General features: G+C 37.4%; 17 protein-coding genes. 9 read left to right on the top strand and 8 right to left on the bottom strand.

Annotated features, from left to right (window positions below):
* The first annotated feature begins 6 nt into the window (after positions 1 to 6).
* A complete protein-coding gene (locus B5X51_RS09360; RefSeq protein WP_079720921.1) occupies positions 7 to 1236 on the top strand; it encodes an exo-beta-N-acetylmuramidase NamZ family protein in 1230 nt (409 codons plus the stop codon).
* A gap of 96 nt (positions 1237 to 1332) precedes the next feature.
* Complete coding sequence (locus B5X51_RS09355; protein ID WP_079720920.1) at positions 1333 to 1704, top strand: four helix bundle protein; 372 nt, start codon at positions 1333 to 1335, stop codon at positions 1702 to 1704.
* 230 nt (positions 1705 to 1934) lie between these two features.
* Here the strand turns inward: B5X51_RS09355 and B5X51_RS09350 are convergent, their stop codons facing one another.
* Positions 1935 to 2429 carry a YkgJ family cysteine cluster protein gene (locus B5X51_RS09350; protein ID WP_079720919.1) on the bottom strand — a complete coding sequence of 165 codons (495 nt, stop codon included), beginning with the start codon at positions 2427 to 2429 and terminating at the stop codon, positions 1935 to 1937.
* Between the two features lie 35 nt (positions 2430 to 2464).
* On the opposite strand from B5X51_RS09350, the gene B5X51_RS09345 reads away from it, so the two are divergent.
* Entirely contained in the window at positions 2465 to 3199 is a 735-nt protein-coding gene (locus B5X51_RS09345) for a class I SAM-dependent methyltransferase (protein ID WP_079720918.1), read from the top strand.
* A 29-nt stretch (positions 3200 to 3228) separates the two neighbouring features.
* Positions 3229 to 4011 (top strand): hypothetical protein, encoded by a 783-nt coding sequence (locus B5X51_RS09340; RefSeq protein ID WP_079720917.1) that lies wholly within the window; start codon positions 3229 to 3231, stop codon positions 4009 to 4011.
* Positions 4012 to 4161: 150 nt separating this feature from the next.
* On the opposite strand, the gene recQ is transcribed toward B5X51_RS09340, so the two are convergent.
* Entirely contained in the window at positions 4162 to 6357 is a 2196-nt protein-coding gene (gene recQ / locus B5X51_RS09335; protein WP_079720916.1) for a DNA helicase RecQ, read from the bottom strand.
* A gap of 84 nt (positions 6358 to 6441) precedes the next feature.
* Here recQ and B5X51_RS09330 point away from each other — a divergent pair, with 84 nt between their 5' ends.
* The 4 genes from B5X51_RS09330 to lptB are packed head-to-tail and all read left to right on the top strand — an operon-like array spanning position 6442 to position 9374.
* Positions 6442 to 7407 (top strand): KpsF/GutQ family sugar-phosphate isomerase, encoded by a 966-nt coding sequence (locus B5X51_RS09330; protein ID WP_079720915.1) that lies wholly within the window; start codon positions 6442 to 6444, stop codon positions 7405 to 7407.
* A complete protein-coding gene (tatC, locus tag B5X51_RS09325; RefSeq protein WP_079720914.1) occupies positions 7407 to 8234 on the top strand; it encodes a twin-arginine translocase subunit TatC in 828 nt (275 codons plus the stop codon). The genes B5X51_RS09330 and tatC overlap by 1 nt, the downstream gene beginning before the upstream one ends.
* A 2-nt stretch (positions 8235 to 8236) precedes the next feature.
* The gene (locus B5X51_RS09320) at positions 8237 to 8590 is read left to right on the top strand and encodes a carboxymuconolactone decarboxylase family protein (RefSeq protein ID WP_079720913.1); all 354 of its coding nucleotides are present in this window, start codon (positions 8237 to 8239) and stop codon (positions 8588 to 8590) included.
* Between the two features lie 43 nt (positions 8591 to 8633).
* Complete coding sequence (gene lptB / locus B5X51_RS09315; protein ID WP_079720912.1) at positions 8634 to 9374, top strand: LPS export ABC transporter ATP-binding protein; 741 nt, start codon at positions 8634 to 8636, stop codon at positions 9372 to 9374.
* Positions 9375 to 9566: 192 nt separating this feature from the next.
* Here lptB and B5X51_RS09310 read toward each other — a convergent pair whose 3' ends face one another.
* Positions 9567 to 10325 (bottom strand): CDP-alcohol phosphatidyltransferase family protein, encoded by a 759-nt coding sequence (locus B5X51_RS09310; protein WP_079720911.1) that lies wholly within the window; start codon positions 10323 to 10325, stop codon positions 9567 to 9569.
* Between the two features lie 159 nt (positions 10326 to 10484).
* Between B5X51_RS09310 and lnt the strand changes: the two genes are divergently transcribed.
* Positions 10485 to 12077 carry an apolipoprotein N-acyltransferase gene (gene lnt / locus B5X51_RS09305; RefSeq protein WP_079720910.1) on the top strand — a complete coding sequence of 531 codons (1593 nt, stop codon included), beginning with the start codon at positions 10485 to 10487 and terminating at the stop codon, positions 12075 to 12077.
* Between the two features lie 290 nt (positions 12078 to 12367).
* On the opposite strand, the gene B5X51_RS09300 is transcribed toward lnt, so the two are convergent.
* The 5 genes from B5X51_RS09300 to B5X51_RS15915 form a co-directional block, all read right to left on the bottom strand.
* On the bottom strand, positions 12368 to 13762 hold the full coding sequence (locus B5X51_RS09300; protein ID WP_079720909.1) for an exopolysaccharide biosynthesis polyprenyl glycosylphosphotransferase: 1395 nt from the start codon (positions 13760 to 13762) through the stop codon (positions 12368 to 12370).
* A gap of 950 nt (positions 13763 to 14712) precedes the next feature.
* Positions 14713 to 15726 carry a glycosyltransferase family 4 protein gene (locus tag B5X51_RS09295; RefSeq protein ID WP_079720908.1) on the bottom strand — a complete coding sequence of 338 codons (1014 nt, stop codon included), beginning with the start codon at positions 15724 to 15726 and terminating at the stop codon, positions 14713 to 14715.
* Entirely contained in the window at positions 15723 to 16739 is a 1017-nt protein-coding gene (locus tag B5X51_RS09290) for a glycosyltransferase family 4 protein (protein ID WP_079720907.1), read from the bottom strand. Before B5X51_RS09290 ends, B5X51_RS09295 begins: the two co-directional genes overlap by 4 nt.
* Complete coding sequence (locus B5X51_RS09285) at positions 16696 to 17997, bottom strand: O-antigen ligase family protein (protein WP_245828733.1); 1302 nt, start codon at positions 17995 to 17997, stop codon at positions 16696 to 16698. Before B5X51_RS09285 ends, B5X51_RS09290 begins: the two co-directional genes overlap by 44 nt.
* A 43-nt stretch (positions 17998 to 18040) precedes the next feature.
* Positions 18041 to 19804, bottom strand: coding sequence for a glycosyltransferase (locus tag B5X51_RS15915; protein ID WP_079720905.1), 1764 nt, complete (start codon positions 19802 to 19804; stop codon positions 18041 to 18043).
* Between the last annotated feature and the right edge of the window lie 156 nt (positions 19805 to 19960).

Genomic DNA, 19960 nt, shown 5'->3' with positions numbered 1-19960 from the left:
ATCACGATGCTTAAAAGGTTATTCAAAAGTACATTTTTATTCGCTTTTATAGGTATTCTTTCCTGCGGAAACCAAAATAAGAAAGAGCAAAATTCAGAAGATATTGCGTTAAATAGCAAGGAAGCTGCAGTTGAAGAAATTATTCTGGCGGCAAATCGTACCGAGGCCTATCTTCCCTTGTTAAAAGGAAAGAAGGTAGGAATTGTTGGAAATCAAACTTCTATTATGAAGAATAAAGCCGGGGGCTATACTCACGTTGTAGATTCTTTAATAGCTTTAGAAGTAAACCTGGTAAGAGGTTTTGCTCCTGAGCACGGTTTTCGTGGCACAGCTGATGCCGGTGAAGCCGTAGAAGATGGGAAAGATGCACAAACCGGCTTACCGGTAATTTCCCTTTACGGAGATAATAAAAAGCCTAAAGCAGAACAACTGGAAGGCCTTGATGTCCTAATTTTTGATTTACAGGATGTGGGCACCAGATTTTACACCTATATCTCGTCTTTGCATTATGTAATGGAAGCCTGCGCTGAAAATGATGTAGAGCTTATTGTTTTTGATCGCCCTAATCCAAACGGCCATTATATAGATGGACCAATCCTGGAAACCGAATTTAAAAGTTTTGTGGGGATGCATCCAATCCCTACAGTTCATGGACTAACAATGGGAGAATATGCAAAAATGATCAATGGGGAGAAATGGTTAAAAAACGGTATTCAAAGTGATTTAAAAGTCATTAATATGAAAAACTACGAGCATTCCAAAGCCTACGATCTTCCGGTTAAACCATCTCCAAATTTACCTAATGCTCAGGCCATAAACTTATATCCAAGTTTATGCTTTTTTGAAGGAACTAATGTAAATGCAGGTCGCGGATCAGATAAACAATTCCAGGTATTTGGTTCACCATTTTTAGATAATGAGTATTTTGATTTCACTTACACCCCAGAATCTAAAGCCGGAGCAAAAAGCCCTAAACATTCAGGTGTAGAATGTTACGGAAGAGATCTTAGTAAAATAGCCCGAATAGATCAAATAAATTTAGAGTGGTTAATTGAAGCTTATCAAAACACAGAGGATAAAGATGAATTCTTTAATGCGTTTTTCACAAAACTAGCAGGTACCAAAGATTTGCAATCTCAAATAGAGGAAGGATTATCTGCGGAAGAGATTAGGCAAGGTTGGCAGGAAGGTTTGGAAGAGTTTGAAGCTAAGAGAAATCAATATTTGCTTTATTAGTAGGTTGCGGGTTGCGGGTTGCGGGTTGCGGGTTGCGGGTTGCGGGTTAAATATTAAAAAATTCCTACATAGAAACTCAACATAAATACAAATAAAATGAGCACGAACTACCGCGACCTTGAAATTTATAATTCTTCTTTGAATTTATTCTTTAAAGTCCACTCTCTAAGTTTAAAACTTCCAAAGTACGAATTGTATGAATTAGGAAGTCAGATAAGAAGATCCTCAGATTCTGTGGTTACAAATATTGTAGAGGGCTACGGAAGAAAAAGATACAAGGCTGATTTCATCAAATTCCTAACCTATTCCCACGCTAGTAACGATGAAACCATCTTACATTTCAATAAATTACTGCACTTATATCCACCAATAATAGTACCTCACCAGAATCTTATTAACGAATATGAAACTTTAGGGGCTAAATTGAACAAGTTCATCCAATATGTAGAACTGAATTGGAAAACCTGATACTCGTAACCCGCAACTCCTAAATTTTGATTATTTAAAACAGAAACCCTTGAATTAAACTGAAAAATGAATTTAAAAAAAACGCGCATCTCGCAACCCGAAACACGTCACAACTACTAAGAAAACCACAGCTAAGAACAACTCGCAACTCGTAACCCGCAACAATACCAATAACTAACCCAATAAATTACTACAATCTAATTAAACCCATAACCTAAAACGCAAAAATTCTATCCCTTCACCCTACTCTTCATCTCCTCAACAATATTATAAGCAGCAGGACAAATTGCGGTATTTTTTATGGTGATATTAGATATTTTATGGAAATCCTTGCGATCGGTATGGGGAAATTCCCGGCAGGCTTTTGGTCTCACATCATAAATTAGACAATAATTATCTGCCGCCAGAAAAGTACAGGGTACTTGCTGCAATACATAATCTTTATCTTCATCAATTCGCAAATATTGTTCGATAAACTGTTGAGGCTTTAGCTTTAAATGCTTGCTTATGCGCTCAATATCTTTATTGGTAAAAAGCGGCCCGGTAGTTTTACAACAATTTGCACAATCAAGGCAATTGGTTCGGGAAAACTCTTCTTCGTGCATTTCCTGCATCTGCCTATCAAGATCCTTAGGTGGCTTTTTTCTTAGCTTTGCAAAAAACTTCTTATTCTCCTTATGCTTATCTTTGGCTTTTTCGGGGAGATTTTTCAGGATTTCTTCCATTAGGCAAAGATATAAAACGAACCTACACCGCATCAATGAATCAGCAAACTTCAGTAAAAGACATTTTTGGAAAAGCAATTTCAGCCTATTACCACCAAAAAGATAAAACCGATATTACGGTACACTCTCCAGATTTTGACGACGATGTAATTCCTGTTCCCTATTTGTTCCGGGATTATGCTGAAATGCCCCCTTTAGAACAAAAGGCTTTACAACTATGTGCCGGCCATGTTTTAGACGTAGGATGTGGCGCCGGAAGCCATTCACTTTATCTGCAGCAGGAGAAAAAACTTGAAATTACAGCTATTGATACTTCTGCAGGTGCTGTAGAAATTTCCCGTCTTCGCGGAATTAAAGAGGTACGTAACATTGATTTTTTCGAATTAAAAGATGAAAAATTCGATACCATATTAATGCTTATGAATGGTAGCGGAATCATTGGGAAGCTTAAAAACCTTGATAAATTCTTTAAAAAGGCAAAGGAGCTCCTTAACACTAATGGAAAAATACTCCTGGATTCTTCAGATCTTAGTTATTTATTTGATCGAGACGAAGATGGTGGAATTTGGGTAGATTCTGAAGCGGCCTATTATGGCGAATTAGAGTTTAAAGTAACTTACAAAGGTGAAAGTTCAGATTATTTTGACTGGCTTTATATAGATTTCCAGACACTTAAATTCGCAGCAGAAACCAATAATTTTAGTTGCAAACTTATAAAAGAAGGAAAGCACTTCGATTATTTAGCTGAATTACAGCCTTTAAATCAATAAATTTCTATTTTTACAAAAAATGCTTCTCAATGTTCAAATATAAGTACGCACTCCTTCTCTTCTTTGTATCTCTATTAACAGTTTCGTGTTCTACAGACAACGCTCAAGATGATGATAGTGTTCCCGGAATAGATAAAACAGCTAATTTACAGGGACTTGGGGATTCTGCTTCACATCTTTTAAGTGATGCCGAATTTACTTCTATGAACATAGAGATTGTATATGTAAATGGTTTTCAGCCTAACCAGGCAGCCCTTGCCAATTTCAAAACTTTCCTTGAGGAGCGCACTTTTAAGCCTGATGGAATTAATATAAGTTTAAGAGCCGTTGCCTCTTCAGGTAAAGCGCCGTTTTCTATAGAAGAAATTGTAGAAATTGAAGACGAAACACGTACTATTTATAACGCAGGAGATGAAATTGCGGTATATATTTATATCGCTGATGGAAAGAGCGAAAAAGACGAAGAAAACAAACTTACCCTTGGCTCTGCATTTAGAAATACTTCTATGGTATTATATGGAAAAACCATAGAAGACTTTGCTTCAAGACCAAATGCACCTATTGAAAGTGACATTGAAGCCGCTGTTTTAAATCACGAGTTCGGCCATTTATTCGGTCTGGTTGATATTGGTACCGAGCCGCAATCAGATCATAAAGACGATGATAACAAAGGGCATTGTAATGTTGAAGATTGCCTGATGCAGGCTTCTATTGAATTTGGAAGCGGAATAATTGATGAAATTGAAGGTGGCCGTATCCCAGAATTAGGAGAACATTGCATTAGAGATCTTCAAGCTGCCGGTGGAAGATAATTTCACCTTCCTTACCTTCTCCTTACCTTCTCGTCAAGCTGAACTTGTTTCAGCTTCTAACGTGTTTAGAACTACAAGTGTCTTAGATCCTGAAACAAGTTCAGGATGACGATTCTAAAAATTAATAGAACGCTTCTGTACCTTCACCCTCTAATTCGCCACTTCACTTATAAATTTAATTCTATATAACCGAAGCTCTTCATCGTCATAATCTCCATCAAATTCTTTAATGGCTTCGTCAATTTTATCGTTTTCAGCCTCCAAAAAATATTCGTGAATTTCTTCCTGTTGATCTTCATCCAACAAATCATCTATCCAATAACTAATATTCAACTTGGTTCCGCTATAAACAATGGCTTCCATTTCTTTAATAAATTCGGGCATTTCCATTCCCTTGGCAGATGCGATATCATTCAAAGGTAGTTTACGATCTACATTCTGAATGATATATAATTTTAAAGCCGAATTGGCCCCGGTAGATTTAACCACCAAATCATCTGGTCTAACAATATCATTTTCTTCAACATAACGTTGAATTAATGCCACGAACTCTTTTCCAAACTTTTTCGCTTTAGTCTCTCCTACACCATAAATATTAGTAAGTTCTTCTATAGACACCGGATATTTAATAGCCATATCTTCCAGAGAAGGATCCTGAAACACTACAAATGGAGGGACTTCACTTTTAACAGCAACTTTTTTCCGTAGGTCCTTAAGCATTTTCACCAGCGTTTTATCTATTCCCCCGCCAGACTGACTGGCTGTAGGAACAGCTTCAGTAGTACTGTCAAAGATATGATCGTCTGTCATCATAAAAGATCCCGGGTTTTTTAAAAAATCTTCGCCCTTGGCGGTAAGTTTTATCACGCCGTAGGTTTCAATATCTTTCTTTAAATAGCCAGCTACTAAAACCTGCCTAATTAAAGCCATCCAGTACTTTCCATCCCTATGCTTTCCCTTTCCAAATAAAGGATGCGCATCGGTTTTATGTGATAGGATAACGGCATTAGATTTCCCAATTAGTGTTTTTACCACTTCTTTAGACTTATAAAGTTGCTTGGTTTCCTTTACCGTTTTTAGAAGCAATTCTACTTCCTCCCCGGCTTCGTGTTGTTTTTTAGGGTTCCTAACATTATCGTCCATAGACGCACCTTCCCCGGTTTCTCCGTCAAATTCCTCCCCAAAATAATGAAGAATAAATTTTCTACGGGAAATTGAAGTCTCAGCATAAGCCACCACTTCCTGCAATAGGGCGTGACCTATTTCCTGTTCGGCAACAGGCTTCCCGCTCATAAATTTTTCGAGCTTTTCTATATCTTTATAAGAATAAAAAGCCAGGCAATGCCCTTCTCCACCATCCCTGCCCGCACGGCCGGTTTCCTGATAATAACTTTCTATACTTTTTGGAATATCATGATGAATTACAAAGCGCACATCGGGCTTATCTATTCCCATTCCAAAAGCAATAGTAGCAACAACTACATCAATATCTTCCATAAGAAACTGATCCTGGTGTTTACTTCGTTTTTTTGCATCCAGCCCAGCGTGGTATGGCACGGCGTTTATTCCATTTACCTGTAAAGTTTGGGCAAGTTCTTCTACTTTTTTTCTACTTAAACAATAGATAATCCCAGATTTCCCACTATTCTGTTTTATAAACCGAATAATATCAGCATCAACGTTTTTTGTTTTGGGTCTTACCTCATAGTATAAATTAGGCCGGTTAAAGCTAGCCTTAAAGGTATTTGCATCTGGAATACCCAGGTTCTTTAAAATATCCTCCTGCACTTTTGGCGTTGCTGTAGCGGTTAGTGCTATAATTGGTATATTATCTCCAATACGCTTTATAATGCTTCGCAAATTCCTGTATTCAGGTCTAAAATCGTGTCCCCACTCACTAATACAATGAGCCTCATCTATAGCCAGAAAAGATATTTTTTGGTGTTTTAAAAACTCAACGTGATCTTCTTTAGTTAATGATTCCGGAGCCACATAGAGCAATTTACAAATACCGTTTTCAATGTCGGCTTTCACCTGTCTCACCTCGGTTTTGTTTAGGGAAGAATTGAGAACATGGGCTACGCCATGCTCTTCAGAAATACTACGAATAGCATCTACCTGGTTTTTCATTAAAGCAATAAGCGGCGAAACAACAATTGCCGTCCCTTCTTCAATCAACGCAGGGAGTTGGTAACATAGGGATTTCCCTCCTCCGGTAGGCATTACAACAAAAGAATTGTTTCTTTTTACAATACTCGTAATCACCTCTTCCTGAAGCCCTTTAAACTGGCTAAATCCAAAGTACTTCTTTAGCTGTTGGTGTAAATCAATTTCCGTCAAACTCATTCAATTGTGTTACAATTTTACATACATTTGCATAACTAAAGATACATATTTCTTTAAACTCACAATCCTTAATTTTATCAAAATTTGAAACTGAAGGAAAAAATTCTTACCGCAGCTAAAGAAACCATTTCCATTGAGGCCAAAGCAATTGCAAACCTGGAAAATTTCATTGACAATGAGTTTGCAGAAGCCGTAGAAGAAATATACAAATCTAAGGGAAGGGTAATCCTTACAGGTATAGGAAAAAGTGCAGTTATTGCCACAAAAATAGTAGCTACATTAAATTCTACAGGCACACCCGCAATATTTATGCACGCGGCAGACGCTATTCACGGAGATCTTGGAACCATACAAAAAGATGATGTAGTAATTTGTATTTCCAAAAGCGGAAACAGTCCTGAAATTAAAGTACTCGTACCTTATATTAAAGACTTTAAAAACCTGCTAATAGGGATTACTGGAGATAGAGATTCTTTTCTTGGTAAAGAATCTGATTTTGTTTTAAATTCTTTTGTTGAAAAAGAAGCCTGCCCAAATAACCTTGCCCCTACCACAAGTACTACTGCACAAATGGTTATAGGCGATGCTCTGGCTATTTGTCTTTTAAAACTAAAAGGATTTTCGAGGAAAGATTTTGCAAAATACCATCCCGGTGGTTCACTTGGCAAAAAACTATATTTAAGAGTCAGCGACATTACGGCTCAAAATATGAAACCCCAGGTGGCTCCAGAAACTTCGGTTACCGATGCCATTATTGAAATTTCAGAAAAAATGCTCGGGGTAACAGCAGTTATTGAGGACAATAAAATTATAGGTATAATAACCGATGGTGATATTAGACGAATGCTTAAAAATAACACCAATTTTAAAGCTCTTACGGCACGAGATATTATGAGCCCGGCTCCAAAAACCATAGACCAGGATGCCATGGCGGTAGACGCTTTAGAAATGTTGGAAGAGAATAAAATCTCCCAATTACTGGCACTGGAAAACCAAACTTACGCAGGTGTCGTACATATCCATAACCTAATTAGAGAAGGAATTTTATAATGAAGCAAATTGGCACCCCTGAACCAGAGATGTCCTTTTTGGACCATTTAGAAGATTTGAGATGGCACTTAATACGGGCGGTTATCGCAATAGTTGTGGCTGGCTCTATTGCATTTCTTTTAAAGGGATTCATCTTTGACGTATTACTTTTTGGCCCAAGTAGAGGCGATTTCTTTTCTTACGATATGCTATGTAGAATTTCTACTTCGCTTGGCCTCGATGCCGGATTTTGTTTTGACGAAATGCCTTTTAGAATTCAAAGTAGAACTATGGGCGGGCAATTTTCTGCCCACGTTTGGACTTCTATAACGGCCGGTTTTATCATTGCATTTCCCTATGTAATTTACCAGTTTTGGCAATTTGTAGCTCCTGCAATGCATGATAACGAGCGCAAACATGCCAGAGGGTTTATTTTTATAACCTCCCTATTATTTTTTATAGGAGTAGTTTTTGGATACTATGTAGTAACCCCATTATCTATAAATTTCCTCGGAAAATACCAGGTTAGTGAAGCCGTTTTTAACGATTTTGACCTGAGTAGTTATATTGGACTGGTTAGAGCCTCTGTGCTTGCCAGCGGACTTATTTTTGAATTGCCTATCGTGATTTATTTCCTCACCAGGGTTGGTGTGGTAACTCCGCAATTCTTAAAAAAATATCGAAAATATGCGTTAGTAATTGTGCTCATTCTATCAGCTATAATAACGCCACCGGACATTGTTAGTCAGATAATTGTGGCAATTCCGGTACTGATACTTTATGAGGTAAGTATTCTTATTTCAAAAGTGATCTATAAACAAGAACAAAGAAAAATTAATAAAAAATAGTTATGATCAACAAAGTTGACGAATTCAATGCTTACCGTCAGCAGATGAATGATAAAATTCTTGGTGAGAACAATAAAGTTCTTAAAAGGATTTTTAATTTAGACACCAACGCCTTTTCTGAAGGTGCTGTAGATAAAAAAACAAAAGAATTACTTGGCCTTGTAGCCTCATTGGTTTTACGTTGCGATGATTGCGTAAAATACCATCTTGAATCTAGCTTCAAAGAAGGTTTAACCCGGGACCAGGTTATGGAAACCCTAAGTATTGGTACTTTAATTGGAGGCACCATTGTTATCCCTCATCTTAGACGAGCTCACGAATATTGGGATGCACTGGAAGCTAAAAACCAGGAATAGGCTGGCATAAAAAATGTAACTTAGCTTTAAAACGCTCTTGTAAATGAAATTACGCGCCGAAAATTTAGTTAAAGCCTACAAAGGAAAAAAAGTTGTAAAAGGAATCTCTCTGGAAGTAAACCAGGGAGAGATCGTTGGGTTACTGGGTCCAAATGGTGCCGGTAAAACCACCTCCTTTTATATGATTGTGGGGCTTATTAAACCAAATTCGGGAAAGATTGTTTTAGACAAAGCAAATATTACCAAATATCCAATGTACAAAAGGGCTCAGCACGGTATTGGATATCTTGCACAGGAAGCTTCGGTTTTTAGAAAACTTAGTATTGAAGACAATATTATGAGCGTTTTGGAGCTCACCGACCTTTCTAAAGAAGAACGCCATGAGAAAATGGAAACGCTTATTGAAGAATTTGGCCTAAGCCATATTCGAAAAAATCGCGGCGATCTTTTAAGTGGTGGAGAAAGAAGACGTACCGAAATTGCACGTGCACTCGCTACCGATCCTAATTTTATTCTTCTGGATGAACCTTTTGCCGGAGTAGACCCAGTAGCGGTAGAAGATATTCAAAGAATTGTAGCGCAATTGAAAGATAAAAACATCGGTATTCTTATTACGGATCACAACGTACAGGAGACCCTTGCTATTACCGATAGAACTTACCTAATGTTTGAAGGAAGCATTCTAAAACACGGTCAGCCCGAAGAACTTGCCGAAGACGAAATGGTAAGAAAAGTTTACCTGGGACAAAACTTTGAGTTAAGGAAAAAGAAATTGTTTAAATGATAAACGGCGGAAGAGAACGTCATGCTGAACTTGTTTCAGCATCTATTTAATTTCAACTTAGACCCTGAAACCAGTTCAGGGTGACGACACAAACTGCATCAAGAATAAATTGTAAGAACTATACCTTCTTTTAATAAAGATAATAATCCTCAACCTCACAGATTTTGAAAACCTGTGAGGTTGTTATTTTTATCATACCGCCTCTTTCTTCGGAAAAACTACAGACAACAACACATAGCTTAAAATAATAAGCGGCACAGCTACAAATTGGAATACCAGGATAAGCACCAGGCATAAAAGCAAAAAGAAGTAACGTAATTTGTTATCGGCTAGACCCCAATTAGAAAATTTAAGGGCAAATAGTTTTATTTCTGCATTTAAAAGATAACAGCTTAAAAAAGTGAGTGCAATTAAAAACCATTCATTTAAAATCAAGCCGGTGATAAAACTATCGGGTTGGAAAGTTAAAATAAGCGGAAAGCTTAAGATTAAAAGTGCATTGGCCGGAGTAGGCACTCCTATAAATGAATCGGTTTGACGATCGTCTACATTAAATTTTGCCAACCTGTAAGCTGAGGCTAAACTTATTAATAAGCCAATTAAAGCAAGCGTATTAAAATTCCAATCCCACCAGCCCGGGCTAACTTCCCAACCGGTATTTTCAACACCCGAATTTCCCGGAAGTGCATTGTCTAATAACTGGTACATCACAATTCCCGGTACTACGCCACTGGTCACCACATCTGCAAGTGAATCTAACTGCAAGCCGAGCTCCCCGGCTACGTTTAGGCTTCTAGCAGCGAGCCCATCAAAGAAGTCGAAAAAAATACCGGCCGCAACAAAAATTGCCGCCATAATAAGGCTTCCCTGTACGGCAAAAATAACCGCAATAGTTCCGCAGAGTAAATTTAAAAGCGTTATTAAATTCGGAATATGTTTTTTTATAGTCATAGATTGGTTTTGTAAAATACTAAACTAAGCAATTGCAACCTGTTTTTACAAGTTTTTTCAATTTCTGAAATAACAATTACAAAAGCTTTAACTTCAAAGAAGTTATCGAAACCTCTTTAAAAGAGAATAGTTTGCTATTTTTGAGGAGAATTTCCTTTTATGAAAAATCTTACTTACGCAGTATCAAGCGGAATTTTATTAGCACTGGCCTGGCCCACTTACGGTTTTCCTTTACTTCTATTTTTTGCTTTTGTGCCACTGCTATATGCAGAATTTAAAGTTAGAAATTCTGAAAAGAAATATATAAAATGGAGGGTCTTTGGACTGGCATATCTAAGCTTTCTCCTTTGGAACGTCATCACAACTTACTGGCTCTATTTTTCTACCGCTTTTGGTGGCGCCTTTGCCGTACTGGTAAATTCCCTGTTAATGACGCTGGTATTCCTGCTCTATCATATTGTAGCAAAACGCACCGGATTTAGCGCAGCTTCAGCCTTTTTAATAAGTATATGGATGGTTTTTGAAAAAATACATCTCGCCTGGGAATTTTCCTGGCCATGGCTAAACCTTGGCAATGCCTTTTCTGAATTTCAAAACTGGGTGCAGTGGTATGAATACACCGGCACCTTTGGCGGAACACTTTGGGTGTGGCTTGGTAATATCGCGGTTTTTAAAGCTTTACTGCTTTACAAGGAGTTTAAAGATAAAACCTTAATCTATCGCGGAATTTTTAAAATGAGTTTACTCGTTTTAATTCCGATAGGCATCTCTTACCTCCTATTAAGCCAGGTGGAGGAAAAAGGAGATACCATGGAAGTGGTAATTCTACAACCTAATATTAATCCTTACACCGAAAAATATAACACCACTGACACCCGAATTGGAGAATTATTACTGAAATTAAGTGAAGAAAAAGTATCCAAAAACACTCAACTAATCGTAGCTCCGGAAACCGTTTTTGCTGACGGCACCATATTATCAAATTTTGAACAATCTGAAGCGGCTTTCTTCTCCAGACAAATTATTAACAAATACCCGAAGGTTGATTTCCTTAGCGGAATATCTTTTTACGAAAGGTTCAATGATCCAGGCAAAGTTAGAGCGCAAAGCAATCAAATAGGCCCTATGGATTGGTACGACGATTATAATTCGGCTTTTTTAATGAATGCTGAAGATATTCCGCAGCTATATCACAAATCTAAACTTGTGGTTGGTGTAGAAAACTTTCCGTACCAGGAGATACTAAAACCTATCCTGGGAGATGTAATGATTGATCTTGGCGGCACTGTAGCGATGAAAACCACGCAAGAAGAGCGCGAAGCTTTTGCTTTAAATAACCAATCGTTTACAGGCCCCATTATTTGTTATGAATCTGTTTACGGAGAATATGTAACGGGTTATGTAGCGAATGGTTCTAATTTTCTCAGCATAATTACGAATGATGCCTGGTGGGGAAATACTCAGGGCCACCAGCAACATCTTAGTTATGCAAAACTACGCGCCATTGAAACAAGGCGGGATGTTGTGCGTAGTGCTAATACAGGCATTTCGGCATTTATAAATCAAAAAGGTGAAGTAACTAAAAAATTGGGCTATGAAAAGCGGGGAAGCATCAAGTCTAATATTCATCTAAATTCAGAGAAAACCTTTTATGTAAAACACGGAGATTATTTAGCAAGAGTTGCGCAATTTCTGGCCTTATTTATTTTCTTATTTGCAGTGGTAAAGTATAAAAGGAATAGACCTGGTTAAAGTACGTAGGTAAAAGCCAGAACCCAAAAAGCAGATTGCCGGGCTCCTGTATCACTCGCGAAAACTAGAACAAATCAGGCGTCATTGCGATCCCGATTTTTATCGGGAGAAGCAATCTCTCTATCAAACAACGAATTAACCAATCCTTAATTTAGAACCAACCAAGCACAAATCAACCACAGATTGCCACGTCGCTGCGCTCCTCAATGACTTTTTGATTTTATCAAACCGAGAACGGACAACTGAGAACTGAGAACTAAAAAACTACCCACTGAAGACTGGATACTGGATCACTGTCCCCGGAAGAAAATTACGGTACTAAAGGTTTTCAATAAAATACTGAGATCCAAAAAAATGCCCCGGTGCTTTATGTAATAAAGATCATATTGAAGTTTCACTAGACTATCGGCCTGGTCCTTGCCATAATCGGCTTTTACCTGTGCCCAACCTGTTAAGCCGGGTTTTATGACGTGGCGGGTTTCATAAAAAGGAATCGCTTGAGACAATTCCTTGACAAAAATAGGTCTTTCGGGTCTTGGACCTATAAGGCTCATCTCCCCTTTTAAAACATTATAAAACTGCGGAATTTCATCAATCCTGGATCTTCTTAGAAATTTACCAAAACGAGTAGTTCGTAAATCATTCTTTTCAGCATATTGCGGGCCGTTGGATTCGGCATCTTTGACCATAGTCCGTAATTTCAAAATCCTGAAAACTTCACCATATTTACCAATTCTTTCCTGCCGATAGAAAAGCGAACCACGGTTACCCAATAAATTTGCGATTAAAAGTAAAGGAAGAATCAGGATAAAAAACGCTAATCCCACCAAGGCGATAATAACATCAAATATTCTAAAGAAAACCTGATAAAATTTATTTTGATTACTTCTACTAAAAGGAAAATACCTGTAAAAATCTTTATCTACATGCTGCACCGGAATTCTTTGGGTAACTTCTTCATAAACCTGGGTATAGTCTTTAATAGGAAAACCTGCTTTAAGCAAGTAGCTTAGCTGATTATAAAGAGACAGCATTAAACCCTCTTTATACCCGCTGGCTACCACTATTTCATTAATATGATGTTCTTTTATAGCCTCCTTAATATCTTTAATTTCAAATCTTATCAAGTTGTCTTCATTAATTTCTGATTGTATTCGATCTTCCGTTTTAATATAGCCCACAACCACGTAATTAGGATCAGATTTTTGAAGATCGGAGCTAATCAGATTTATATCAAAAGAATTCCCTACTACCAATACACGTTTATAAAAGCGTGGGGAAGAAATTAAAGTGATGTAGACAAAGCGCCATAAAAGTAAGGGAACTAAAATAGCCAGAAAGAAAAAGAGAATTTGCAACCGATTCTCAGGAAGGCTTGGTGTTAAAAGAGGTGTAAGCATATAGAATCCCACAGTAGTCGCAGAGCATAATATGGAATTTTGCAGAACACTATCAAACTTTGAAGCCTTTTGCAGATCGTAGAGTTCAAAAATACTGGCAAAAAAATTAAAATAAAGGAGTAATACCAGGGTCCAATACCAATTTTGAGAATTAATTCTAAAATAATCAAAATCAAAGATGATTCCTATCAGGCTAAGGCTGGTGAGAACACAAAGCGAGTCTAACAAACGCAGTAATACCTTGCGCTCAGAGATTTCAAAATGTACAAGTGGCCTTTGAGACATGAATTACCTGCTTACGGGATAAAGATAGAGTTTTTTTGATTTCTATCTCTTTCAATTAGGGAAAATGAAACAAGGGGCAGGATTAAAAGCAAAGAACCTTAGATATGATTTAAAAAAGATAATGCAATCGTCATTCTGAATTTATTTCAGAATCTAAGTTGTTAAATATTAGAACTCAAAAGTAAGTTCGAGATAACTTAATAGAAGCAGATTTTAAAAAATTCAGGTCACGGTACACAAATATTTAAAGACCTTTTACCGAAACAACGAACCCCTCCGACTTTCACGCTACCGCGCTAAAGCCACCTCCTCTTGAAAAAAGTGGAGGAGCTTTTAGAAATCACTCTTTAAAAATAATACAAACGTCATTCTGAATTTATTTCAGAATCTAAGTTGTTAAATATTAGAACTCAAAAGTAAGTTCGAGATAACTTTATAGAAGCAGATCTTAAAAAACTCAGGGCACCAATACACAAATATTTCAAGACCTTTTACCAAAACAACGAACTCCTCCGACTTTCACGCTATCGCGCAAAAGCCACCTCCCCTTAATAAGAGGAGGAGCTTTTAGAAATGACTCTTTAAAGATAATGCAAACCTCATTCTGAATTTATTTCAGAATCTAAGTTGTCAAATGTTAAAACTCCAAAGTAAATTCGAGATAACTTAATATAAGCAGATCTTAAAAAAACTCAGGCCACGAATTCATCTATATCTCTGCACCTATTCCTTAAACAATAAACCCCTCCGACTTTCACGCTACCGCGCAAAAGCCACCTCCCCTCGAAAAAAGTGGAGGAGCTTTTAGAAATGACTCTTAAAAGATAATGCAAACGTCATTGCGAAGACGGTACGTCTGAAGCAATCTTTTCAACTGAGGAACTTCGCATTAAAAAGATTACCGCGCTCCAATGTCGCTCGTAATGACGAGTAAAAATGAAAATCACAAATTAAGCCAGTAAAACTTCCTTCCACTCTTCTTTCACTATTTCCCAATCAAATTTTTCTGCCTGGTTGCGAGCATTTTGGCTTAAACTTTCAGCTAAATGCGGATTTTCTAATAAGTTGCTAATTGCATCGACCATTGCAGATTTGTTTTTAGGCGGAACTAGCAGACCGGTTTCTTGATCCTGTAGCAGATAAGGAATTCCCCCAACATTTGTGGAAATAATTGGGAAGCCCAAAGCCATTGCTTCAATTAAACTTACCGGAGTATTATCAACATTCGTTGTATTAAGAAAAATATCATATTCCTTTGAAAGTTTGGACCATTCAGATTTGGTTAGTTTTCCGGCAAATTTAACCCGCAACTTATTTTTTTCAGCGTAATTACCACATTTCTTGTAAGATTCATCTTTTTCAGGACCAACCATACAAAGTTCTGCTTCGGGATATTTTTTTAATAATTCTTCTAGAACCTTTATCGCTAAGATTGGATTGTAAATTTCAGCAAATGCCCTTACCCAAAGTAATTTAGGTTTTAAAATCTTTCTTTTTTTAAAAGGATAATCTTCGAGAAAAATGGAATTCGGGATATATTTAAGATTCCTAAATCCTGCTTGCTGGAATTCCCTAAAAAGATAAAGCGAAGGAGCTATATTCAGTTTTGCTTTTTTAAATAAAGACGCTGATAATTTGGGATTATTTTTTAATCTCTCAGGGAGATCTCCCCCATGAAGCAGGAGAATATAATCCAGATTCAATTTACTGCAAAGTTCTGCCGTGAGTACAGCATACCAGAAATTCCGGGTACTATAGGTATCGATGAGCACAACATCTACCCATGATTTATTCCTAATTATAGCAGTCATCATTTCAAATAACCTCAGGAACTGATTTTTTTTAGCAGATGAAGTTTTCACCTCGAAACCTTCTTTCCTAAATAGTGGAGTTAATTGATCTATAGAGGTGGGAGAACCTCCTCGAAGTTCCAGTTCATTACCTATATAAAGCAGGTTTTTCATGAGTTTAAAACTCCATTCCAATCGGCTTTAACCTTTTCCCATGCGAAATCTTCTACTTTATCGCGGGCATTTTTAGTAATCACTTGCGCTTCTTCCGGCTTCCTAATCAGTTTGTTAATTTCTGAAGCCATTGCTTTAGCATCATTAACCGGCACTAATATCCCGTCTATTTTATCCTCAATAAGCATTGGCATCCCACCTACATTGGTAGAAACCACCGCTAATCCAAGGCTCATTGCTTCAATTACGCTAATTGGAGTATTGTCTATATTAGTGGTATTGATAAAGAAATCGTAGTTTTTAGAAAGTTTAGCCCAATCTTTTTTCTTTAATTTACCTGTAAATTTTAAATTAAGCTGATGCTTTTTTGCAAACCTTTTACAGGTTCTCATAGTCCCGTCCTTATCGGGGCCTACCATACATAATTCAGCATTCGGGTAATCTTTCTTCAGCAACAGCAGAACTTCTAAAGCCATCACCGGATTATAGCGTTTTTGAAATCGTCTTACCCATAATAATTTAGGCGCAAAATTTTCCCGCTTTTTAAACGGATAATTATCCATTTGAATCGCATTGGGAATAATCTGGGTATTATAAAAGCCTTCAGCTTTAAAAATATCATATAAAAACTTAGAAGGTGCTATATTGATTTTCGCCTTTCCAAAGAGACTTTCACTATATTTTCTGGAAGCAATTAGACGTTCCGGAAGGTTCCCGCCATGTAGAATTGGTATATATTCTAAATTATAAGCCTGGCAGGTTTTAGCCACCAGGTAGGCGTAGTAAAAATTCATCGCCCCATAAGTATCGATAAGCACTACATCTGTAGTTTTATGATAGCGCACAATAAGTCCAAGCATTTCAATTAACCGCAGGCCTTTGTTACTTCGGGTAGAAGCTGTTTTCACCTTATAACCTTCCTTTCGCAACATTTTACTAAAGAAAGAGATATAGGTTGCCGTAAAGCTGTTAATCTGTAAGTCGTTCCCTATGTACAGGATGCTTTTTGTCATCTACTATATATAATAAGGCCAATCCATAAACAAAGCCCGGTAAGGCAATTCGCATCGCCGAATGATTAATGGTTAAAAACCAAAATGCTAAGAACGCCAAAAAATAATAATTGTTCTTAAACTTTGTCCAGAAAATTATAGGAACTAAGATAAGAATTAGAATCGCAACCAGCCCCAAAAGGCCATGTTCTGATAACATTCTGCTAATCTCATTATGAGTGGCAATTGATATACCCTGGTTCTCTAGTCTGTACTCATATCCCTTTCCAACACCTATACCAGTAACCGGATGATTAATAAAGGCCTGTAATTCGGTTTCTACCAGTTCAGCCCTGCCGGTGGTTATATCTTTTTTCAATTGACCTGCTGCATTCCGGTTAGTATAGCGATTACCTAATAAGCCTCCAGTTTGGGCTAAAGAAAATAGCCATATTATCAAGCCTGCACTTCCAAGGAGTAAGATTTTAAAGTTTAAACGATTTTTTTCCCGAGCACCTTTTTTGTAATACAGGAAAACAAGAAATGCGGTGACACAAATAATAGCTGTAAACACGCCTCCGCGGGAAAAAGTGATCAAGGCTCGATACCCCATCATTCCCAATAAAACAAGATCTATAAGATTTATAAGTTTATGTTTAACAATAAATAATCGCATAGCCAATAAAACAGCGCCAAAGCCAAAAACCGTAGAAATCTGATTGGGGCCGTAGCCACCTGTAGCGACATAATTTGCTTGAAGATTGATCCCAACATCGATCATATTAGGCGTATAGAGATATAAATAAAACATATGTGCAATTAGAGGCATCAATAATAAAGAAATCACTGCTTGAAAATCCTTTTCCCTAATCTTTTTGTAATAACAATAAATCGCCGTAACCCCTAAAGCAACAGGACCACTTAGGTTAAATGCAACTAATTTTCTAATTTCAGCTTCATAACTCATAGTGATAGATGCCATCACTATTCCGGGGATAAGTATTAAAAGGTAGGTCCAATAAGGTGCAGTGCGAGATGAGGTCCCTTTAAAAAACATGCCTATCAGCAGGAAAACAATTACCATATATTTCCCGGTTTCATAAAAAAACATGGCATCAGTTTGCCTGAAAAACACTTCCCCTCCTGCGATATAAGCAGCCCCCATAAGAGCTTCATTGTTCTTGTTATCGTTTACAATGGTTAAAAACAGAAAATAAGTAATAACCCCTAGCAGGATAAAAGGGGATGAAGGCCGAAAAAAATATACGGCCAACGCCATCCCTATATGAATGAGAAGTAACTCTATATAATTAAATTGGTATCTACTTATGCCGGCCATTATCTATTATCAAGTTATTATAAAATTTTAGTAATAATGGAAGAGTTTCTTCTTTTGAATATAACTTTTTGATTCTGTTCTGTAGGCATCTCGCATCCTGTTTTCTAACTTCACTATTCAAATAATATTTTTTAATAGCTGCAGCAAGAGCATCAGAATTATCGGCCGGTACTCCTAGAGCATTGCCAGCCGTAACCTCTTTACACTGGCCAACATCGGTATAAACCACAGGTAATCCGGCTAAAGCATATTCCAAGAGGGCTAGTGGCAGCCCCTCAGAACGTGAACTCAACACCCCAAGATGAGCCTCTCGAAGTGGCCTCGACACCTGGAAAAAATTGTCGTAATAATAAATTTCCTTTTCCGATTTCTTGATTTCTTCCCTAACTTTTTTTGAATAAACCGTATCCGGATCTGCTCCAATAAGATGCAGACTAACGCCTTTTATGTTAAGTTTTTCAAATGCTTCCAGCAAGTTCAAATGGTCTTTCTGCGCACGTAGATTAGCGACACAGACTATTTTAAAATCGGAGGAGCTTCCTTTTAAAACTTCTCTGGAATTCCCACTATAGGAAACCATAATAAAATTGTTCAGTTGTATCACAGCCCGGCACTTTAATCTTTTTACAGCCCAGGCTTTAAGATCATTGTTTACTGAAATTATTCCGTCAAAATATCGGGAAAGAGGTTTCAATAATCTAATATTTCTTTGTTCCAAATATTCAGATTCTCCGTAATGATCATGCCAGACCAGCTTTATTTTTAATCCGGATAATTTTAAAAGCACTCCCCAAAACCAGGAAGTCCCATGAGCGTGAACTAGTTCTATATCTTCTTTTTTTAAAAAGCCTTTTAACTTCAAAAATGCCTGCAGATCCAAGCTATTTTTCTTGTTTAAAAATAAATATCCTACTCCTTCTCCCAGCTCCTTTTTTAATAAGCCTTCGTCACGGGTACAACATAAATATGAAGTTTCTTTCTCTGCTACTAATGAATTCGCAAGATTTACCGCCATCCTTTCCGCTCCGCCGGGCTTTAGGGTATCGATTAGTTGTAATACGCGGAGCTGTTTGTTGTTGTCGGTTGTCAGTTCTGAGTTTTCAGTTGTCAGTGGTTGGTTGTGGGTTTTCGGTTGTGGGTTGTCAGTTCTGGGTTTGTTGTTTGGGGTTTGTTGTTTGGTGCTATCAGTTGTCAGTTGTGGGTTGTCGGTTTTCAGTTGTGAGTTTTCGGTTCTCGGTTCTCGGTTCTCGGTTGTGAGTTGTGGGTTTGCAGTAACCGGTTTATTGTTTGGAGTTTGTTGTTTGGGGTTATCGGTTGCCGGTTGTGAGTTCTCGGTTGTGAGTTCTGGGTTGTGGATTTTCGGTTCTCGGCTCTCGGTTCTCGGTTCTCCGTTGTGGGTTGTGGACGGGCTGGCCGAAGCTCTAGTGAACGCGTGTTGTGGTTTGAAGATTCTAATTCGTGAATTATCAGGTGCTAATGCCCCGTAGTCTGGCTTTTTTTCTTTGAAATACTTTGATATTTTGACTGAACCGAGCGAAGCGATTTTTTTATCCCGTTTGTAAGTGTAGCACATCGGCACCGTAAAAAATTTTTGAAACCATGGAAAAAATTTAGGTACCGATGGGCGATTTTTTGGCCCTGTTGCCAAAAAAACACCTCTACATAGGGCACCCTTTTTTGTTTCGTTTTTTGGGCGAGCAAAAAATGAAAGGATAAGCAATTCCTGAAAGGCTAAAAATTCCCTCATAAATAATTTAAATGAAAATCATAATCATATATAAACCCAGCTGCCAAACCTCCAGATTTTCAAAATGGTCAACCTTTGCCATCTTATAAATATTTATATTCAAAAATAATGTATAGCAAAGTAAGCATTTACGTTGAACTCTAAACGTGAAACCTT

Source organism: Salegentibacter holothuriorum (assembly GCF_900168045.1).
In the GTDB taxonomy this organism is placed as follows: Bacteria; Bacteroidota; Bacteroidia; order Flavobacteriales; family Flavobacteriaceae; genus Salegentibacter; species Salegentibacter holothuriorum.
Note: the sequence above shows the minus strand (reverse complement) of the source record. Positions and strands in the feature narration are given on the sequence as shown.

Coding starts and splice junctions, on each gene's coding strand:
- B5X51_RS09360 (WP_079720921.1), top strand. CDS start 7: ATGCTTAAAAGGTTATTCAAAAGTACATTTTTATTCGCTTTTATAGGT.
- B5X51_RS09355 (WP_079720920.1), top strand. CDS start 1,333: ATGAGCACGAACTACCGCGACCTTGAAATTTATAATTCTTCTTTGAAT.
- B5X51_RS09350 (WP_079720919.1), bottom strand. CDS start 2,429: ATGGAAGAAATCCTGAAAAATCTCCCCGAAAAAGCCAAAGATAAGCAT.
- B5X51_RS09345 (WP_079720918.1), top strand. CDS start 2,465: ATGAATCAGCAAACTTCAGTAAAAGACATTTTTGGAAAAGCAATTTCA.
- B5X51_RS09340 (WP_079720917.1), top strand. CDS start 3,229: ATGTTCAAATATAAGTACGCACTCCTTCTCTTCTTTGTATCTCTATTA.
- recQ (WP_079720916.1), bottom strand. CDS start 6,357: ATGAGTTTGACGGAAATTGATTTACACCAACAGCTAAAGAAGTACTTT.
- tatC (WP_079720914.1), top strand. CDS start 7,407: ATGAAGCAAATTGGCACCCCTGAACCAGAGATGTCCTTTTTGGACCAT.
- B5X51_RS09320 (WP_079720913.1), top strand. CDS start 8,237: ATGATCAACAAAGTTGACGAATTCAATGCTTACCGTCAGCAGATGAAT.
- lptB (WP_079720912.1), top strand. CDS start 8,634: ATGAAATTACGCGCCGAAAATTTAGTTAAAGCCTACAAAGGAAAAAAA.
- B5X51_RS09310 (WP_079720911.1), bottom strand. CDS start 10,325: ATGACTATAAAAAAACATATTCCGAATTTAATAACGCTTTTAAATTTA.
- lnt (WP_079720910.1), top strand. CDS start 10,485: ATGAAAAATCTTACTTACGCAGTATCAAGCGGAATTTTATTAGCACTG.
- B5X51_RS09300 (WP_079720909.1), bottom strand. CDS start 13,762: ATGTCTCAAAGGCCACTTGTACATTTTGAAATCTCTGAGCGCAAGGTA.
- B5X51_RS09295 (WP_079720908.1), bottom strand. CDS start 15,726: ATGAAAAACCTGCTTTATATAGGTAATGAACTGGAACTTCGAGGAGGT.
- B5X51_RS09290 (WP_079720907.1), bottom strand. CDS start 16,739: ATGACAAAAAGCATCCTGTACATAGGGAACGACTTACAGATTAACAGC.
- B5X51_RS09285 (WP_245828733.1), bottom strand. CDS start 17,997: ATGGCGTTGGCCGTATATTTTTTTCGGCCTTCATCCCCTTTTATCCTG.
- B5X51_RS15915 (WP_079720905.1), bottom strand. CDS start 19,804: ATGAGGGAATTTTTAGCCTTTCAGGAATTGCTTATCCTTTCATTTTTT.